This window comes from Arthrobacter ginkgonis (genome assembly GCF_039540195.1).
Taxonomy (GTDB): Bacteria; Actinomycetota; Actinomycetes; order Actinomycetales; family Micrococcaceae; genus Zafaria; species Zafaria ginkgonis.
The window spans coordinates 171476-187177 of sequence record NZ_BAABEO010000023.1 but is presented as its reverse complement, the minus strand read 5'-3'; the positions used below and the strand labels follow the sequence as shown (position 1 = coordinate 187177).

Annotated in this window: 14 protein-coding genes; 1 reads left to right on the top strand and 13 read right to left on the bottom strand. The window is 71.1% G+C overall.

Annotation, left to right across the window (positions count from 1 at the left end):
- Window positions 1-105: 105 nt before the first annotated feature.
- The 7 genes from ABD912_RS17045 to ABD912_RS17015 form a co-directional block, all read right to left on the bottom strand.
- Entirely contained in the window at window positions 106-1506 is a 1401-nt protein-coding gene (locus ABD912_RS17045; RefSeq protein ID WP_345152658.1) for an 8-oxoguanine deaminase, read from the bottom strand.
- Window positions 1507-1529: 23 nt separating this feature from the next.
- Entirely contained in the window at window positions 1530-2366 is an 837-nt protein-coding gene (locus tag ABD912_RS17040; RefSeq protein WP_345152655.1) for an FAD binding domain-containing protein, read from the bottom strand.
- 8 nt (window positions 2367-2374) lie between these two features.
- Window positions 2375-3166, bottom strand: a complete 792-nt coding sequence (locus ABD912_RS17035) for an ABC transporter permease (protein ID WP_345152651.1) — start codon at window positions 3164-3166, stop codon at window positions 2375-2377.
- Window positions 3167-3997 (bottom strand): ABC transporter permease, encoded by an 831-nt coding sequence (locus ABD912_RS17030; RefSeq protein ID WP_345152650.1) that lies wholly within the window; start codon window positions 3995-3997, stop codon window positions 3167-3169.
- Between the two features lie 28 nt (window positions 3998-4025).
- A complete protein-coding gene (locus tag ABD912_RS17025; protein ID WP_345152649.1) occupies window positions 4026-4859 on the bottom strand; it encodes an ABC transporter ATP-binding protein in 834 nt (277 codons plus the stop codon).
- A gap of 137 nt (window positions 4860-4996) precedes the next feature.
- A complete protein-coding gene (locus ABD912_RS17020; RefSeq protein ID WP_345152903.1) occupies window positions 4997-5530 on the bottom strand; it encodes a nucleoside deaminase in 534 nt (177 codons plus the stop codon).
- Between the two features lie 5 nt (window positions 5531-5535).
- Window positions 5536-6624 carry an ABC transporter substrate-binding protein gene (locus ABD912_RS17015; RefSeq protein ID WP_345152648.1) on the bottom strand — a complete coding sequence of 363 codons (1089 nt, stop codon included), beginning with the start codon at window positions 6622-6624 and terminating at the stop codon, window positions 5536-5538.
- A 290-nt stretch (window positions 6625-6914) separates the two neighbouring features.
- On the opposite strand from ABD912_RS17015, the gene ABD912_RS17010 reads away from it, so the two are divergent.
- On the top strand, window positions 6915-7535 hold the full coding sequence (locus ABD912_RS17010; RefSeq protein WP_345152646.1) for a nucleoside deaminase: 621 nt from the start codon (window positions 6915-6917) through the stop codon (window positions 7533-7535).
- 669 nt (window positions 7536-8204) lie between these two features.
- Here the strand turns inward: ABD912_RS17010 and ABD912_RS17005 are convergent.
- From ABD912_RS17005 to ABD912_RS16980, 6 genes are all read right to left on the bottom strand, one after another.
- Window positions 8205-9581 carry an amidohydrolase family protein gene (locus ABD912_RS17005; protein WP_345152644.1) on the bottom strand — a complete coding sequence of 459 codons (1377 nt, stop codon included), beginning with the start codon at window positions 9579-9581 and terminating at the stop codon, window positions 8205-8207.
- Between the two features lie 81 nt (window positions 9582-9662).
- Window positions 9663-11264, bottom strand: coding sequence for a GMC family oxidoreductase (locus ABD912_RS17000; RefSeq protein WP_345152643.1), 1602 nt, complete (start codon window positions 11262-11264; stop codon window positions 9663-9665).
- A gap of 103 nt (window positions 11265-11367) precedes the next feature.
- Entirely contained in the window at window positions 11368-11979 is a 612-nt protein-coding gene (locus tag ABD912_RS16995) for a thiamine pyrophosphate-dependent enzyme (RefSeq protein ID WP_345152641.1), read from the bottom strand.
- Complete coding sequence (locus tag ABD912_RS16990) at window positions 11976-12476, bottom strand: thiamine pyrophosphate-binding protein (RefSeq protein WP_345152640.1); 501 nt, start codon at window positions 12474-12476, stop codon at window positions 11976-11978. The genes ABD912_RS16995 and ABD912_RS16990 overlap by 4 nt, the downstream gene beginning before the upstream one ends.
- A gap of 41 nt (window positions 12477-12517) precedes the next feature.
- Entirely contained in the window at window positions 12518-14023 is a 1506-nt protein-coding gene (locus tag ABD912_RS16985) for an NtaA/DmoA family FMN-dependent monooxygenase (RefSeq protein WP_345152639.1), read from the bottom strand.
- 43 nt (window positions 14024-14066) lie between these two features.
- Window positions 14067-15581 (bottom strand): aldehyde dehydrogenase family protein, encoded by a 1515-nt coding sequence (locus ABD912_RS16980; RefSeq protein ID WP_345152638.1) that lies wholly within the window; start codon window positions 15579-15581, stop codon window positions 14067-14069.
- Window positions 15582-15702 lie beyond the last annotated feature (121 nt).

Genomic DNA, 15702 nt, shown 5'->3' with positions numbered 1-15702 from the left:
CAAAACATACTGTCCCAGCCTAACGCGGCGGCGCAGCGGTCCCCGCATCGGCTCCCCGGGCTCCCCTCGGCCGGGGCCCGCCTCCGCCGCCCGCCGCCGTCGCATTCAGAGGAGGTTCTGCATGGCCGCGGCCGCGGCGCGGTGGCGGCGCAGGACTTCGGGCAGGGCCGCGGCGACGGGTTCCCCGTCCTCCACCAGCACGCGCCCGGCGACCAGGGTGTGCCAGGCCCGCGAGGGGCCGGTGCGCAGCCACGCCTCCACCGGATCCACCAGCGCCCCGGCGAGCGCGACGGGGTGGGTTTCCCAGACCACCAGGTCGGCGCAGGCCCCGGGGCGCAGGTGCCCGATCTCGTCGTCCCAGCCCAAGCAGGCCGCGCTCCCCCGGGTCGCCATGTCCAGCGCGTCGCGGGCCCGCATGGAGGCCGGCCCGTTGCGCAGCCGGCCCAGCAGCAGGGCGTTGCGGGTTTCCATCCAGAGCGAGGCGCTGTCCGTGGAGGCGGAGCCGTCGCAGCCCAGGCCCACGGTCAGGCCCATCGAGCGCATCCTCATGGCGTCCATGGAACCCTGGCCGATCATCATGTTGGAGCTGGGGCACTGGGCGGCCCCCACCCCGGCGGAGGCCAGCCGGGCCACCTCATCGTCGGAGGGATAGATGAAGTGCGCCACCCAGGCCCGGTCCGAGGCCCAGCCGACCCGCTCGAAGTACTCGACCGGCCGGCATCCGTAGGTCTCCAGGCAGTAGGTGTCCTCGTCGTGGTCCTCGGCCAGGTGCGAATGCAGGCGCACGTCGTGCTTCTCGGCGAACTCGGCGCTGGAGACCATGATCTCCTCGGACACGGAGAACGGCGAGCAGGGGGCCAGCGCGATCCGGGTCATCGCCCCGGGCGCGGGGTCGTGGTGGGCTCCGACCAGGCGCTCGGCGTCGGCCATGATCGTGTCGTGGTCCTGCACCACCGACTCCGGGGGCAGCCCTCCGTCGGCGACGGAGCGGGTCATGGACCCGCGGGTGGCCATGAAGCGGAAGCCCAGCTCGGTGGAGGCCGTGACCTGGGCGTCGATGAGCCCCGGGCGCGGGTGCACGTACAGGTGGTCGCTGGAGGTGGTGCAGCCACCCATAAGCAGCTCGACGATGCCCACGTAGGTGGACAGGTACACGTTCTCCTCGTCCAGGCCCGCCCACAGCGGGTAGAGGGTGGTGAGCCAGTCGAAGAGGCTGCCGTTGATGGCCGGACCGTAGGCGCGGGTGAGGTTCTGGTACATGTGGTGGTGCGTGTTGACCAGGCCCGGGGTGACCAGGCGGCCTCCGGCGTCGATGGTCCGGCCCGCCGGCGGCGGGGCCTGGTGGGAGTGTCCGACGGCGGCCACGCGCCCGCCGGCGAGGGCGATCCAGCCGCCGGGGTACTCGGCGTCCCGGTCGACGACGACGTGGGCGTTGGTAATGAGGGTGTCCACGGGCCGGGTGCTGGTGGGCCGGGTGTCGAAGGGCAGGGATGCGGGTCGGTTCACGGGTGTTCTCCTTGGGGGGCGCCTCAGTGCGGGCGCAGTTCGCGGCGGATCTGCTCGGCCAGCAGGTGGGTCATGTCGCGGCGCCACCGCGGGTGCCCGTGCAGGTCGTCGTGGTAGAGCTCCGGCGGGATCGCCGCCTCGAGCGCGGCGGCGAGGTCGCCGGCGTCGTAGGCTGCCGGCACGTCCAGCCGGACGGGCCGTTTGGTGGAGGCCGTGACCGTCAGCCGCATGCCGCCGTCGGGCGCTTCGCCGGGCAGGTGCCGCCCGATCAGCAGCACGCCGGAGCGGCCCAGGTTGGACAGCGAGAGGCGGCGGAAGGCGGTGCGGGAGGCCAGCGCCGCCGCCGGCAGCTGGAGGGAGCGGATCAGCTCGCCCGGGGCCAGCGCGGTGGTGCCGTCCCCGGTGACCAGGTCCGCCACCGGCAGGGTGCGCACCGATCCGCCCGGCCCCCACAGGACCGCTTCGCCGTCGAGCGCGGCGGTGAGCGAGACCATGGGGCCTGCGGGCAAGGCGGTGGCGATGTTCCCGCCGACCGTGGACATGTTCCAGATCTTGAAGGAAGCGACGAAGGACTCGCAGCACTGCCGGATCAGCTCCAGGGCGGGACGGCCGGCGCGGGCGGGGTTCGCCGGGTCGCCGTACGCGTACAGCTCGGCGATGGTGCAGGTCGCGGCGATCTCCAGCCCGTCCTCCGTGAGCGCCAGCGGGGTCCAGCCGGCGGAGCCGAGGTCCAGGAGCCGGCGCAGCGTCTGGCTGCCGTAGGAGAACAGGACGGTGCCGCCGGCCAGCCAGGCGTCGCCTTCCCTCCACAGGCCGGGGTCGGTGGTGCGGATCCGCTCCTCGATGGTGTTCATGTCCATGGTGCGGCCTACGCCTTCGTGCCCATCCGGCGCATCACGGCGTTTTCGATGACGGTGACCACCCCGTAGAGCACCAGTGAAGACAGCGTCACGGCGACCACGGCGGCCCAGACTGCGTCGTAGCGGGCGCGGGAGACGGAGGAGATGATCTCGTAGCCGATCCCCCGGCCGGTGGCGAGCCATTCGGCCAGCAGCGCCCCGGTGAGCGCGCCCGGGATGGAGATGCGCAGGGCGGTGAAGAACGCCGGCAGCGAGGAGGGCAGCGCGACCTTGCGGAAGGCGGAGAACTTGCTGCCGCCGAAGACGGTGACGACGTCCTGCATGGCCGGGGAGGCCGAGCGCAGCCCCATCACGATGGTGACCAGGGCCGGGAACAGGACGACGATTCCGCCCATGGCCCCCACGGCGGCGGTTTCGCGGCCGAAGACCAGGATGATGATGGGGGCCATCGCGACCAGCGGGACCGAGCGCAGCAGCATGGCCATCGGCATCATGGCGTGTTCGACGCCGCGGAAGAGGGTGAACAGGGTGGCGATGGCGACGGCGACCACCAGGCCGCAGACGAAGCCGATCGCCGCGTCCGCCATGGTCCGGCCGAGGGCGGAGAGGAGCCCCGCGCGGTTCTGCGCGGCGTCCTCCTCCAGCATCAGGTACTCCCAGACGTCCAGCGGGCCCTTGCCGATGTAGCTGGAGACGTCGAGGACCTTCAGCGCCACGACCCAGAGGATCAGGACGATGGCCAGCGAGACGAGGACGTTCAGGGCCGTCCGGCCCAGGCCCCGGAGCCTTTGCGCATCCATCTAGCGGCCTCCCTCGGTGGTGCCGGCGGACCAGGGGGTCGCGAACCGGGAAATCAGGGCGAAGACGAGGTAGCCGGCCCCTGCCAGCAGGCCGCAGACCAGGGCAACGCCCCAGACGCGCTCGATCTCCAGGGACTGCTGGGCGTTGACCATGGCCGGGCCGAGCCCGCGGTCCACGCCGCCGACGTACTCGCCGAGCACGGCGCCCAGGAACGCCGCGGGGGCGGCGATCTTCAGTGCGTTCAGGATGCCAGGGACCGCGGCGATGGCCTGGACCTTGGCGAGTTGGTGGATGCGCCGGCCGCCGTAGACCTTGACGATGTCCAGGCTGGACTGGTCAGCGGCCTTCAGGCCCATGATGGAGCCGACCAGCGTCGTGAAGAAGACGGACAGCGCGGCCAGGGCCACGGCGGTGCCGGAGGGCTCGCCGGTGGACGGCGGGCCCAGGACGATGAAGATGATGGGCCCGATCGCGACCACCGGAAGGCAGTAGCTGATCACGCCCAACTGGGTGACCAGGCGCTCCAGCAGCGGAAGGACCATCACGGCTCCGGCGAGCACCAGGGCGAAGGCGTTGCCCCAGAGGTAGCCGGCGACGGCCTCGCTCATGGTCACGCTGGCGTTGCGCCAGTAGTAGCCGAACCCGTCGCTGCCGAACTGCTGGACGATGGCCAGCGGGGTGGGGATGCTGCCGCCCCCGCCGTTGGGCGCGGCTCCCACGCCGGAGAGGAAGGTCAGGGAACCGATCCACCAGACGGCGATGGTCAGCGCCACGCCGAGCAGGCCGATGGCCCAGGGCGGCAGGGGTGTCTCTGTGCGGGTTGCGCTCATTGCGTGCTCCTTGTTGTGCGCCGGGCGCCTAGTGGCCCGCGGCGCCGCGCTTGCCGAAGAGCAGTTCGGACGCGTAGTCGTGCAGGGCGTGGAACTCGGGGGTGCGCATCATTTCGGGGGTGCGCGGGCGGGGCAGGTCGACCTCGAAGACCTCCACGATCCGGCCCGGGCGCGGGCTCATCACGGCAACGACGTCGGAGAGGAAGATCGCCTCGGAGATGCCGTGGGTGACCATCAGGGTGGTGGCCGGCTTTTCGGTCCAGATTCGCAGCAGCTCCAGGTTCAGCCGCTGGCGGGTCATGTCGTCGAGGGCGCCGAACGGCTCGTCGAGCAGCAGGACGGAGGGCTTGACCACCAGGGAGCGGGCGATCGACACCCGCTGGCGCATGCCGCCGGAGAGCTGGCCGGGCTTGGCCTTCTCGAAGCCCTTCAGGCCCACCAGCTCGATCAGGCCGTTGATGTGGTCCTCGTCCACCGGCAGGCCGGCGACCTCCAGCGGAAGCTTGATGTTGGAGTAGACGCTGCGCCACGGAAGCAGGGCGGAATCCTGGAAGGCGATGCCCAGTTCGTGGCCGCGGCGCAGGTCCTCGGGGGTCTTGCCGTCCACCAGGACCGCGCCGCTGGTGGGCCGCTCCAGTCCGGCCAGGATCCGCAGGATGGTGGACTTGCCGCAGCCGGAGGGGCCCAGCAGGGACAGGAAGGAGCCCTTTTTGGTGGACAGGTTCGCGTCCTCCAGGGCGGTGACCGTGTTGCGGCCCATCGTGAACGTTTTTCCCAGGCCGGACAGGTTGATGCCGCTGCCGCTGAAGAACGGTTCGGCGCTTGTCTGGCCCGCTGTCAGGTCCGTGGTTTCGGCAGTCATCACATCAACTCGCGTTTCTTGGGTGGCCTCGGCGTCCGTCATGCCTCGGAGCCTATGGAATGTTTGTTTCACCGGTCGGCCCCGCCCGTTACGGGTGGGTAACGGGGGCGGGGCCGGCCGGGACGAGCGGCTTGGCGCTAGTCCCAGAAGCCCAGGTGCGGGGCCGCGGCTTCCTCCTCCAGGAGCGGCCCGAGGACCTCGATGTGCCGCTGCCCGCGGGCGATGACCTCCCGGCAGGGCAGGTCGAAGGTGGGGTTTTCCGGGTTGTCCCCGGTGAGCTCCAGCAACCGGTGCTCGGAGAGCGCGTAGACGATGCGGCCCACGCCGGTCCAGTAGGCGGCGCCGGTGCACATCACGCACGGCTCGGCGCTGGTGTAGAGGGTGGATTCCGCCATCCGCTCCGGGGACAGCCGTCCGGCGGCCGCGGCGACGGCGCGCAGTTCGGCGTGCTGGGTGGGGTCCCCTTCCGGAGGCATCGAGTTGTTGCCGGCGGAGGACACCACGGTCCCCGCCCCGTCCACCACGATCGATCCGAACGGGTGGCGGCCGCGGTCCTTGGCCTCCTGGGCCACCCCGATCGCCTGGCGCAGGAAGCGCAGGTCCACGTCGGTGGCCGCGGCGCCCGCTGTTCCTTCGGCGGTCACCGTTCCTTCGGCGCCCACCGTTCCCATAATGCTCACGGCTCCTTCAGCTCCGGGTGCTCGGCGTAGACCTCTTCAAGCAGGGAATTGTCGAAGAGGTCGTCCACGGAGAGGTCGTAGCCGGCCACCTTGAGGACGTCGATGTTGGCTTGGGCGAGTTCGTCGGAGATGTAGAGGATGCCGTTGGCGTCCGTCTCGCCGGCGACCACCAGCTCGTTCTGGGCGACGGCCTGCTTCTTCTCCTTCGCAGGATCCAGGCCCAGGTCCGCTCCGTATTCCTCGTAGGCCAGGCGGGCGGATTCGTCGGGCTCCGCCAGCGCGTCCTTCCAGCCCTTGATGGCCGCCGTCATGAAGGCCTTGAGCGCGTCGCGGTTCTCGGAGAGGTTCTCCTCGGTGGTGACGAAGGCACCCGCCACGAAGGGCATCCCGTTGTCGGCGAAGGGCATGTTGACGACGTCGAAGCCCTCCAGGCCCACGGTGATGGATTCGTTGGTGAGGAAGCCGATCTGCCCGTCGACCTCGCCGTTCATCAGCGGCTGGGGGTCGAACTGGACCGGCACGGCCTCCACCTGGGTCGGGTCGATCCCGTTGACCTCCAGCAGGGCCTCGAAGAGGACCTCGTTGGTGCCGCTGGCGACGCCGATCCGCTTGCCGACCATGTCCTGCGGGGTCTTGATGGGGTTCTCCGCCAGCGAGTAGACGGTGAAGGGGTTCTTCTGGAACTTGGCGCCGATGATCTTCAGCGGGGCGTCGCTTTCGGCGACCATCGATCCCGTGGCGATCGGGGTGGTGGTTCCCACCAGCGCGCTGCCGGCAAGGACCATGGTTTCCGACGACGTGCCGCTGGGGCCGCCGGAGATCAGGTTGACCTGGCCGAAGCCGGCGTCCTTGAAGTAGCCCTTCGAATCGGCAAAGTACTCGCCGGCGAACTCGGTGGTCTTCACCCAGGACTGGTTGTAGTCGAGCGTTCCGAAGTCCGCGGCGCCCGTGGAGGAGGGCGCTTCGGTGGAGGAGGCGGCGGCGCAGGCGCTCAACGCCAGGGCCGACGCGGCAAGGACGGACGTGGCGGCCACGAGGCGTGCGCGGCGGGGAACGGGGACGGAAGTGGTGAAGCGCATGGTCATTCACGATCCTTGGTGGCTAGGAGCTCGGGACGGGTGGCCCGGTGCGAGGGGCTCAGTGGACCCCACGCTATGGAACGAATGTTTCGCTGCGGATTGCCGACCGTTACGAATGCGTAAACGCGTTCCGCCATCGTGCCGCCCTGCCGCTGGGGGCCCGGGCAGTCTCCGAGGAAACATTCGTTACAGCCAGTTTGGGATTTGGAAATGCAGCGGACACGCTGACCCCATAGTCTGGCCGGAGCAGGCAGCCCACACCGGCAGCACCGCCCCAGCCCAGGAGGTCACGCACCATGGACACGTCCCGTTTCGCCACCGAGTTCAGCGCCTCCATCCCCGGCTGGGTGCTCGAGGAGCTCGCCGGTGAACCCGAGGCCCTGGCCACCGCCGAGGAGCGCATGCGGGTGCTGCACCGCTTGGCGGCCCGCAACTTCCGGGACGGGGGCGGCGGCCCGTTCTCGGCCATGGTCATCGAGTCGGAGACCGGCCGGGTGGTGTCCGTGGGCGTGAACCGGGTGCTCGCCTCCAACCTGTCCGCCACCCACGCGGAGGTCACGGCACTCTCGCTGGCCCAGGCGCGGCTGGGCCGGTGGGACCTCGGCGCCGCCGACGGCCCCGCCCACGAACTCTGGGTGAACTGGCGCCCGTGCGTGCAGTGCTACGGGGCCACCCTCTGGTCCGGGGTCACCCGGCTGGTCATCGCCGGCGACGGCCCCGAACTGGAGGAGCTGACCACCTTCGACGAGGGTCCGATCCGCGACGATTGGGAGGAGAAGTTCCGCGAGCGCGGCATCGAGGTCCACATCGGCGTGCTGCGCGAGGAAGCCGTGGAGGTCTTCCGCGACTACCGCGCGTTCGTCGATTCCGGCCAGGCCGTCGTCTACAACGCCCGAGGCTCCGCCGTCCGCAGCTAGCCCCTGCCCCTGCCCCTGCCCCTGCCCCTGCCCCTGCCGGAATTGTGACGCGTAAGTGCGGGTGCTCTCCCGAATCCTGACGCGTAAGTGCGGGTATCCTCCCGAATTTTGCTCACTTGTGGGCAGTGCATTCAGGATCTTGCTCACTCTCGGGCAGTGTTTCCAGGATTTTGACGCCGCAGTGCGGCCCCGCCGGGGTCTTCGCGCACGGAAGCTTCCGGCCGCCTTTCAGCGAACGACGACGGCGGGTCGGCCAGGAGTCCGACGCACCGGGATTGAACTGGCATCGAATTCGGGGCCGCGTTGCACCGTTCCGGGACCGGCCCCCGTTTCCGGAACGCGCCCACCCCGGCCCGCGGCCGGCGTCGTGCTCCGAAACCGCACGCGGTGCCGGCTTGGGCACCGTCCACGGTCCCAGGCGCTCCACAGACCGCACGCTTTCTCCCGCCCACTGCCTCGAAGCGAGCAAAATCCCGGGAACGCTGTCCGCAAGTGAGCAAAATCCTGGGGTGGGGCACCGGACGGGGACACCCGCCGTCCTACCCAAACTCAAACACACAATTCCGGAGACAACCCGCACTTACGCGTCAGAATTCAGTGGCGGACCCACACTTACGCGTCAGGATTCGGCGAGACACCCGCACTTGCGCGTCATTGTTCCGCAGGGGGTCAGTGGGCTCCGTGGAAGAGCCCGGAGGGGTCGTCGTGCTCCTCCAGCCAGGCGCTGCGGCGCTCGAAGAGCCCGGGCACCACGGCCCGCGCCCTCCCGATCAGCTCCGGAAGGTCCGCGGCGGCGAGCATGCCACGCTCGACCGCCACCTTGCCGTCCACCACCACCAGATCCACGTCCGAGCCGCGCACGGCGTGGACCAGGTTGTGGTGGATGTTCGCGTACGGGCCGGACCCGATCAGCGGCACCATGCGCGGGGTGTCCGTGCGCACGGCGATGAAATCGGCCCGCTTGCCCGGTTCCAGCGACCCGATCCTGTCCCCCAGGCCCAGGGCCGCCGCTCCCCCGACGGTGGCCATCCGCAGCACCGTCCAGGAGTCCATCGCGGCGGCGTCCATGGAGCGCAGCTTGCCCAGCAGCGAGGCGGTCTTCATCTCCTCGAACATGTCCAGGTTGTTGTTCTCCTTCTCCCCGTCGGTGCCCAGGCCCACGTTCAGCCCCGCGGCCAGCATCTCCGCGACCGGGGCCATCCCGGAGGCGAGCTTCATGTTGGAGACCGGGTTGTGCGAGATGCCGACGCCGTGTTCGGCCAGCAGCCCGATCTCCGGCTCGTCCAGCCATACGGCGTGGGCCAGCAGCGTCCGGGGCGCCTCGAAGAAACCGAGCCTCTCCAGCGCGAACGCCGGCCGCAGCCCGTACCGCTCATCGAAGAGCGCCAGTTCGGCCTCCGATTCGCTGCAGTGCGTGTACAGCCCGGTCCCGTACTTGCGGGCCAGCGCGACGGCCCGCCGCTGCCCGGCATCGTCGGCGTAGAAGGGGTGCTCCAGCCCCACCCAGGGCACGATGCGCCCATCGGCGGCGCCGGACCACTGCTCGAGCATCCGCTCGTTGTCGTCGAGGGTGTCGAAGTAGCCGTGGTCCGGGTGCGCGCCGACGTAGTTCACGCTCACCAGCCGGTTGCCCAGCGCGCTGGCGGCGCGGGCCGCCCCGTCCATGAAGCGCCACATGTCCACCACGGTGGTGGTGCCGGACAGCAGCCCCTCGGCGTAGCAGAGCCAGGCGGCGGCCTCGGCCTCCTCGGGGCGCAGCACCCGGTGCATGGGGTCGATGTGCAGGCGCAGCCACTCCCAGACCGGCAGGTGTTCGGCGGTCCCGCGCAGCACGCCGGAGTGGTGGTGGGCGTTGACCAGGCCCGGCATCAGGATCCGGTCCGCGAGCTCGATCCGTTCCGCGTCGGGGTGGCGGGCGGCCAGGTCCGCGGCGGGGCCGACCTCCAGAATGTCCTGTCCGGCCACGACGACGGCGGCGTCCGGCAGGATCTCGAGGTCCGCGTTCATGGTGACGACGAAATCCGCCGCCCAGAGGGTCTTCTTCATGGGGTTCGGGGGTCCTTTCGGGAAGGTCCGCGGTGGACGACGGCGGGCGTCCTCCGCGGGGAGGTAGTAAGCGGGCGGCGGCTATCGGGCAGAAGCGAGGACCAGTTCGGCGGCGCGCTCGGCGACGGCGACCACCGGGGCCTGGATGTTGCAGGTGGGGATCTCGGGGAAGACGGAGGCGTCGGCGATCCAGAGCCCGTCGATGCCGCGGACGGCCAGCTCGGGGGTGACCACGGCGTCCTCGCCGGTGCCCATCTTTGCGGTGCCGGCGCAGTGGAAGAAGGTGTCCACGCTTTCGCGGACGAACGCCACCGCGTCCATCCGTCCCAGCCGGCGCGGCGGGGAGAGCGGCCCGTCCACCAGGCCGGCGTAGCCGGAGGTCAGGGCCAGGTCCATCATCCAGTCCAGCGACTCGACCAGCGCCTCCAGGTCGGCCCGCTCGCCCAGATAGTTGGGGTCGATGGACAGGGCGCCGGAGGCATCCAGCAGGCGGATCGCCCCGACGGACTGGGAGCGCATCAGGCCCGGCGAGACGGCGCAGACGTCGCCGTCGATGCGGTACTTCGCGGCCAGCGCGGGGCTGGCGTGGCGGCCCTGGACCACGAACGCGTGCAGGTCGGGGCGGTGGTCCGCGGCCGTGCTGCGCCAGTTGAGCATGGAGCCGCCGCCGTTGTCCCGCACCGCGGCCAGCGGTTCCTTCAGCCGGAAGTTGACCCCCATCAGCAGCGGATGGTCCTGGAGGTTGGCCCCGACGCCGGGCAGGTGCAGCAGCGGCTCGATGCCGGCCGCGCGCAGCTGCGCCGCGTCCCCGATGCCGGAGAGCATCAGCAGGCGCGGGGTGTCGATCGCGCCCAGGGTGAGCACGACGCCGGCCCGCGCGCGGACCGTGGTGTTGCCGCCGTCGTGCGTGCATTCCACGCCCGTGGCGCGGCCGGCCTCGATCAGCAGGCGCCGGGCCGTGGTGCCGGTGCGGAGGGTGAGGTTGGGCCAGCCGGCGGCCGGGGCCAGGTAGGCGGTGGCGGTGCTGACGCGGCGCATCACGCCGTCGGGGCCGGTGGCGGCGTTGAAGTTGGCCAGCGCGGCGCCCTCGTTGGATGCGGCGTTGGCGTCCTCGATGACCGGCAGGCCCAGTTCGGCGGCGCCGGTGAGCAGCGCGGCGGCCACCGGGTGCGGGTCGGGGCTGGTTTCGATGCGCAGCGGTCCCCCGGCCCCTCGGTAGCGGCTTGCACCGCCCTGCCAGTCCTCGCTCTTGCGGAAGTACGGGAGCAGCGATTCGTAGTCCCAGCCGGTGGCGCCGGCGGCGGCCCAGCGGTCGTAGTCGTCGCGGTGGCCGCGGTACCAGAGCATCGCGTTGATGCTGCTGGAGCCGCCGAGGACCTTGCCGCGCGGGATGGGGATGCGGCGGTGGCCGACGGCGGGGGCCGGGTCGTAGGAGTACCCCCAGTCGTACGGCCCGCCGAGCAGTCCCGCCCAGGTGGAGGCGGTTTGGAGGGGTTCGACGCCGGCGTCGGGCGGTCCGGCCTCAAGCAGCAGGACCGTGGCGTCGGGGTTCTCGGCCAGGCGGCGGGCCATGACCGAGCCGGCGGAGCCGCCGCCGACGACGATGAAGTCGAACTCCCGGGCCTCGCCCGCGGACGGGGCGCGGCTGGGGGCGGAGTCGGGCGTGTGGGCGGGTGCCGGCATCGCCGGCCTCCTTTCGGTGGGTGCCTTCTCGGTGGGTGCCTCCGGGGCGGCGGGCGGGTGCGCCCGCCGCCCCGGAGGTTCTGCGGAGGGGTCGTGGGGGCCCTCAGTTGTGCTCGCTTGGCCCCATGATGGTGATCCCTTCGGTCCTTTCGACGTGGCGGACGAAGATGTACTTGTCCTCGCGCCCGTCCGAGTGCTTGCGCTTGATGCCCGGCTGCAGGATGCCGTCGGTCTTGGTGATGACGACGTACGGCTCCGTCGCGGCCAGCCCGGCCTCGCAGTGCGCGTCGAAGTCCTCCAGGTTGTCCACCACGAACGCCTTGCGGATCCCGCAGCCCTGGGCGATCGCGGCCAGGTCCACCCGCCCGGAGGCGGTATGGGTCTTGGGGCCGCCGATGGACTGGTAGCACTCGTTGTCCCAGACCACGACGAACAGGTTTTCCGGCTGCTCGTTGCCCAGGGTGGCGAGGATGCCGAGGTTGAACAGCAGGCCGCCGTCGGTGTCGAGGGAGACGATGCGGCGGTGCGGCAGGCCCACGGCCAGCCCGAACGCCTCGCCGGTGACGCAGCCGAGCTGCTGCTGGAACAGGGAGGCCTCGCGCATGTGCGGGGCGGCGTTGTACCACTCGTCCACGGCCCCGCCGAGGGAGAGAATGACCAGTTCCTCGGCCAGGCGCGCCCCGAGGCGCTCCATGCATTCGTAGCGCTTCATCATCGGACGATTCCTCCAGACAGGACGACGGCGGAGTGGTGGTAGGCGGTGTAGGACCAGGCGTAGGAGTCCGCGATGGCCCGTTCGATCCCGTCGGCTTCCTTGACGATCCGGTACGGGGTGCGCAGGGCGTCGAGGATCGGCTCCATGGTGATGCCGTGCGGGATGGCCCACCAGTTGTTCTCGCCCAGGTCCCCGCGGTGGCTCATGAGCATCACCACGGGGATCCCGGCGCCCAGGCCCAGCCGGGCCAGGTGCTCGACGGAGGCGCGCAGGCCGGAGTTCTCCATGACCAGCGCGGCCTTCTGGCCGGAGAGGAACACGCCGCCGCAGATCGCGGCGCCCTCGCCCTCGTTGGTGACCTGGATGGTGCGGATGTCCGGGTCCGCATCCAGCGCCGGGTAGAGCTCCTTGAGCAGGGAGTCGGGGAGGTAGCAGACGACGCTCACCCCGGCCTTCTTCAGGCCGCGGATGACGGCGTCAACGGCTTCTTGGTTCATGGCTCAGACGGCCTCTCGGGTCGGTGACTGGGGAAAGGTGACTAGTGAAAAGGTGGCGGGGAACATTCGGGAACGACGGCGGCGGGTGCGGGTGTCGCGGGTCCGGCGGGCCGCGCGCGGCGGAAGCGGCTGCCCGGGTGGGCCTGCGGCAGGCGGGGCCCGCCCCCGGTGAGGCGTTCGCGCAGGGTGGGAGCCGGCGTCGGGCCCTCCCCCGCGCCGGCAGCTGGCGGGACCGGATTCTCGGGCGGGACCAGTCCGCGTTCGCGCAGCAGGGGCAGGACCAGGTCGATGAAGTCGGTGAAGGCCGCGGGGCCGCCGAAGGTCGGCTCCAGCATGAAGCCGTCCAGGCCGGTGCCCTCGGCGATCGCCTCCAGCTCGTCGGCGACCTGGTCGGGGGTGCCGGTGACCTGGAAGCCGCGCAGCGCGGTCAGCCGGAACCTGTCCAGGACGTCGCCGACCGTCGGGATGGGCTCGCCGGGGCGGACGTAGCGGTCGACCAGCGTCTGGCCCTGATTTGAAGAGGGCGCGTTGGAGGAGGGCGCGCTTGATGACGGCCCGCCCACCTCGGTCAGCGGCAGGGCCGGGTCAACGCCGACCAGGTTGACCCCGGTGAAGCCGGAGAACATGACGGCGGCGTCCTCCAGCGTGTACTGGGCCTCCAGCGCGGCGCGGCGGCCGGCCGCCTCCGCGGGGGTGGGCGCGACGGTGATGGTGGTGCCGGAGACGATCCGGATGGATCGGGGGTCGCGGCCGGCGCGGACCGCCTCGGCCCGGATCTCGGCGACCACCCGCGCGGCCTGGGCGATGGACTGGCCCTGGATGAACACGCATTCGGCGTTGCGGGCGGCGAAGGCGCGGCCGCGGGCGGAGGTGCCGGCCTGGAAGAGGACCGGGGTGCGCTGCGGGGTCGGGGCCACCGCGAAGGTGCCGTGGGCGCTGAAATGTGTCCCGTCATGGACCGTGGGGTGCACCCTGGCCGGGTCGGCGTAGGCGTCGGCGGTGCGGACGACGGCGTCGTCCTCCCAGCCGCCCTCCCAGAAGTTCAGGCACAGGTCCACGAACTCGTCGGCGGCGTCGTAGCGGGAGTCGTGGGTGGCACCGCCGCCCAGGCCGAAGAGCGCATCGGTGGTGGCCTGCGAACTGCCGGTGACCACGTTCCAGCCGATGCGCCCACCGGTGTACTGGTCAAGGCTGGCGAAGCGGCGGGCGGTGGCGTAGGGGCGTTCCACGGTGGTGGGGCTCGTGACCACGAAGCCGAGCCGGCGGGTTTCGCGGGCCAGGGCGGAGATCATCAGCATCGGGTCCAGCCCGGGGAACTGGATGCCGTGGCGGACGACGGCGTCGGGCAGCGTGCCGTCGAGGGTGGGGTAGCCGTACGTGTCGGCGAAAAAGAGGAAGTCGAAGCCGGCGTCGTCGAGGGTCCTGGCCAGCGAGGCCCAGTAGTCGATGCTGTCCCAGGTGGCGGTCTTGTTCTGCGGGTGGGACAGGGTGGGCAGGCCGTTGTTGGGGTTGAGCATCTCGAAGACGCCCAGGGAGAGCTTTTTCATGGCGTTCCTGACGGTGGTCCGGGAGCGGATGGGAGCGGCCGGGCTAGATGACGGCGCAGACGGTCTTGGATTCGAGGTAGTTCTCCAGGCCCGGGGCGCCGTTCTCGTAGCCCCAGCCGGATTCCTTGTGGCCGCCCTTGGGCAGTTCCGGGGAGAAGTAGGAGTGGCAGTTGATCCACACCGTGCCGGCGTTCAGGTCCGCGGCGAGCCGGTGGGCGTGGGAGAGCGAGTCGGTCCAGATGCTGGAGGCGAGCCCGTAGGGCGAATCGTTGGCCCAGGCGAGGACCTCCTCCAGATCGTCGTAGGGGGTGACGATTGCGACCGGGCCGAAGATCTCCTCGCGCATGATCCGCGAGTCCGGTCCGACGCCGGTCAGCACGGTGGGACGGTAGAAGGTCCCCTCCGAGCCTGCGGTGGATCCGCCGGTCACGACCTCCACTCCCTCGGTGCGGCCGTCCTTGATGAAGGAGTCCACGCGCGCCGCCTGCGTCCGGCTGACCAGCGGCCCGAGGTCGGTGGCCGGGTCCAGGCCGTGGCCCAGGGTCAGGCCCTCGCCGTACGCGGCGAGCCCGTCGACGACGTCGCGGTAGACGTCCTGGTGCGCGTAGATGCGGGAGCCGGCGACGCAGACCTGGCCGCCGTTGTCGAAGATGCCGCGGGCGACGCCGGAAATGGTGGTGGCCGGGTCGGCGTCGGGCAGGACGATCGCCGGAGACTTGCCGCCCAGTTCCAGGGTGAGGCGCTTGAGGTTGCCGCGGGCGTCCGCGACCAGCTGCTTGCCGACGGCGGTGGAGCCGGTGAAGGCCACCTTGTCCACCCCGCGGTGGGTGGACAGGGCGGAGCCGACCTCGCCGCCGAATCCGGTGAGGATGTTCACGACGCCGGCCGGGACGCCGGCGTCGAGCAGCAGCTCGCCCAGCCGCAGCGCTGTCAGCGGGGTGTTTTCGGCGGGCTTGAGGATGACGGTGCAGCCGGCCGCCAGCGCGGGGGCCAGCTTCATGGCCGCCATCAGCAGCGGGGAGTTCCACGGGACGATCGCGGCAACGACGCCGACGGGTTCGCGGGTGGTGTAGGCGAAGATCCGCTTGCCCGGGCCTTGCCGGGTGATGGAGGTGGGGATGGTGGTGCCCAGCAACTGGTTCACCATGCCTGAGTAGTAGCGGAACTGGGCCGCGGCGGCCGGGATCTCGCCGAAGCGGGCGGTGCCATAGGCCTTGCCCTGGTCCAGGGTTTCGAGTTCGGCGAGCTCGTCCGCGTGCTCCTCGATGAGGTCGGCGATGCGCCAGAGGAGCTTGCCCTTCTCGGCCGGGGTGATGCCGGCCCAGGAACCGTGCTTGAGGGCCCGGCGGGCGGCGGCCACGGCGGCCTCCGCGTCCTCCGGCAGGGCCCGGGCCACCTGCGCGAGCTCCCGTCCGGTGGCCGGGTCGGCGGTGGCGAAGGTGGCGCCCCCGGCCGCGGGGACCCAGCGGCCGTCGATCAGCAGGTGCTTCGGCCCTGCGGCGAGGAAGTCCGCGGCCTTGCCCTGCGCGGGATCGATCGCTGCGACGGTGATGGGCATGTCGGCTCCTGTCCGGGTCGGGGATGTGCGCAAGGGCGCCTCCCTGGGAAGGAGCCCCGACCCTGTCTCAGGAGCTGCGTGGAACCTGAATCGTCACCGCTAGGCGGGCGGGCACCGCGGG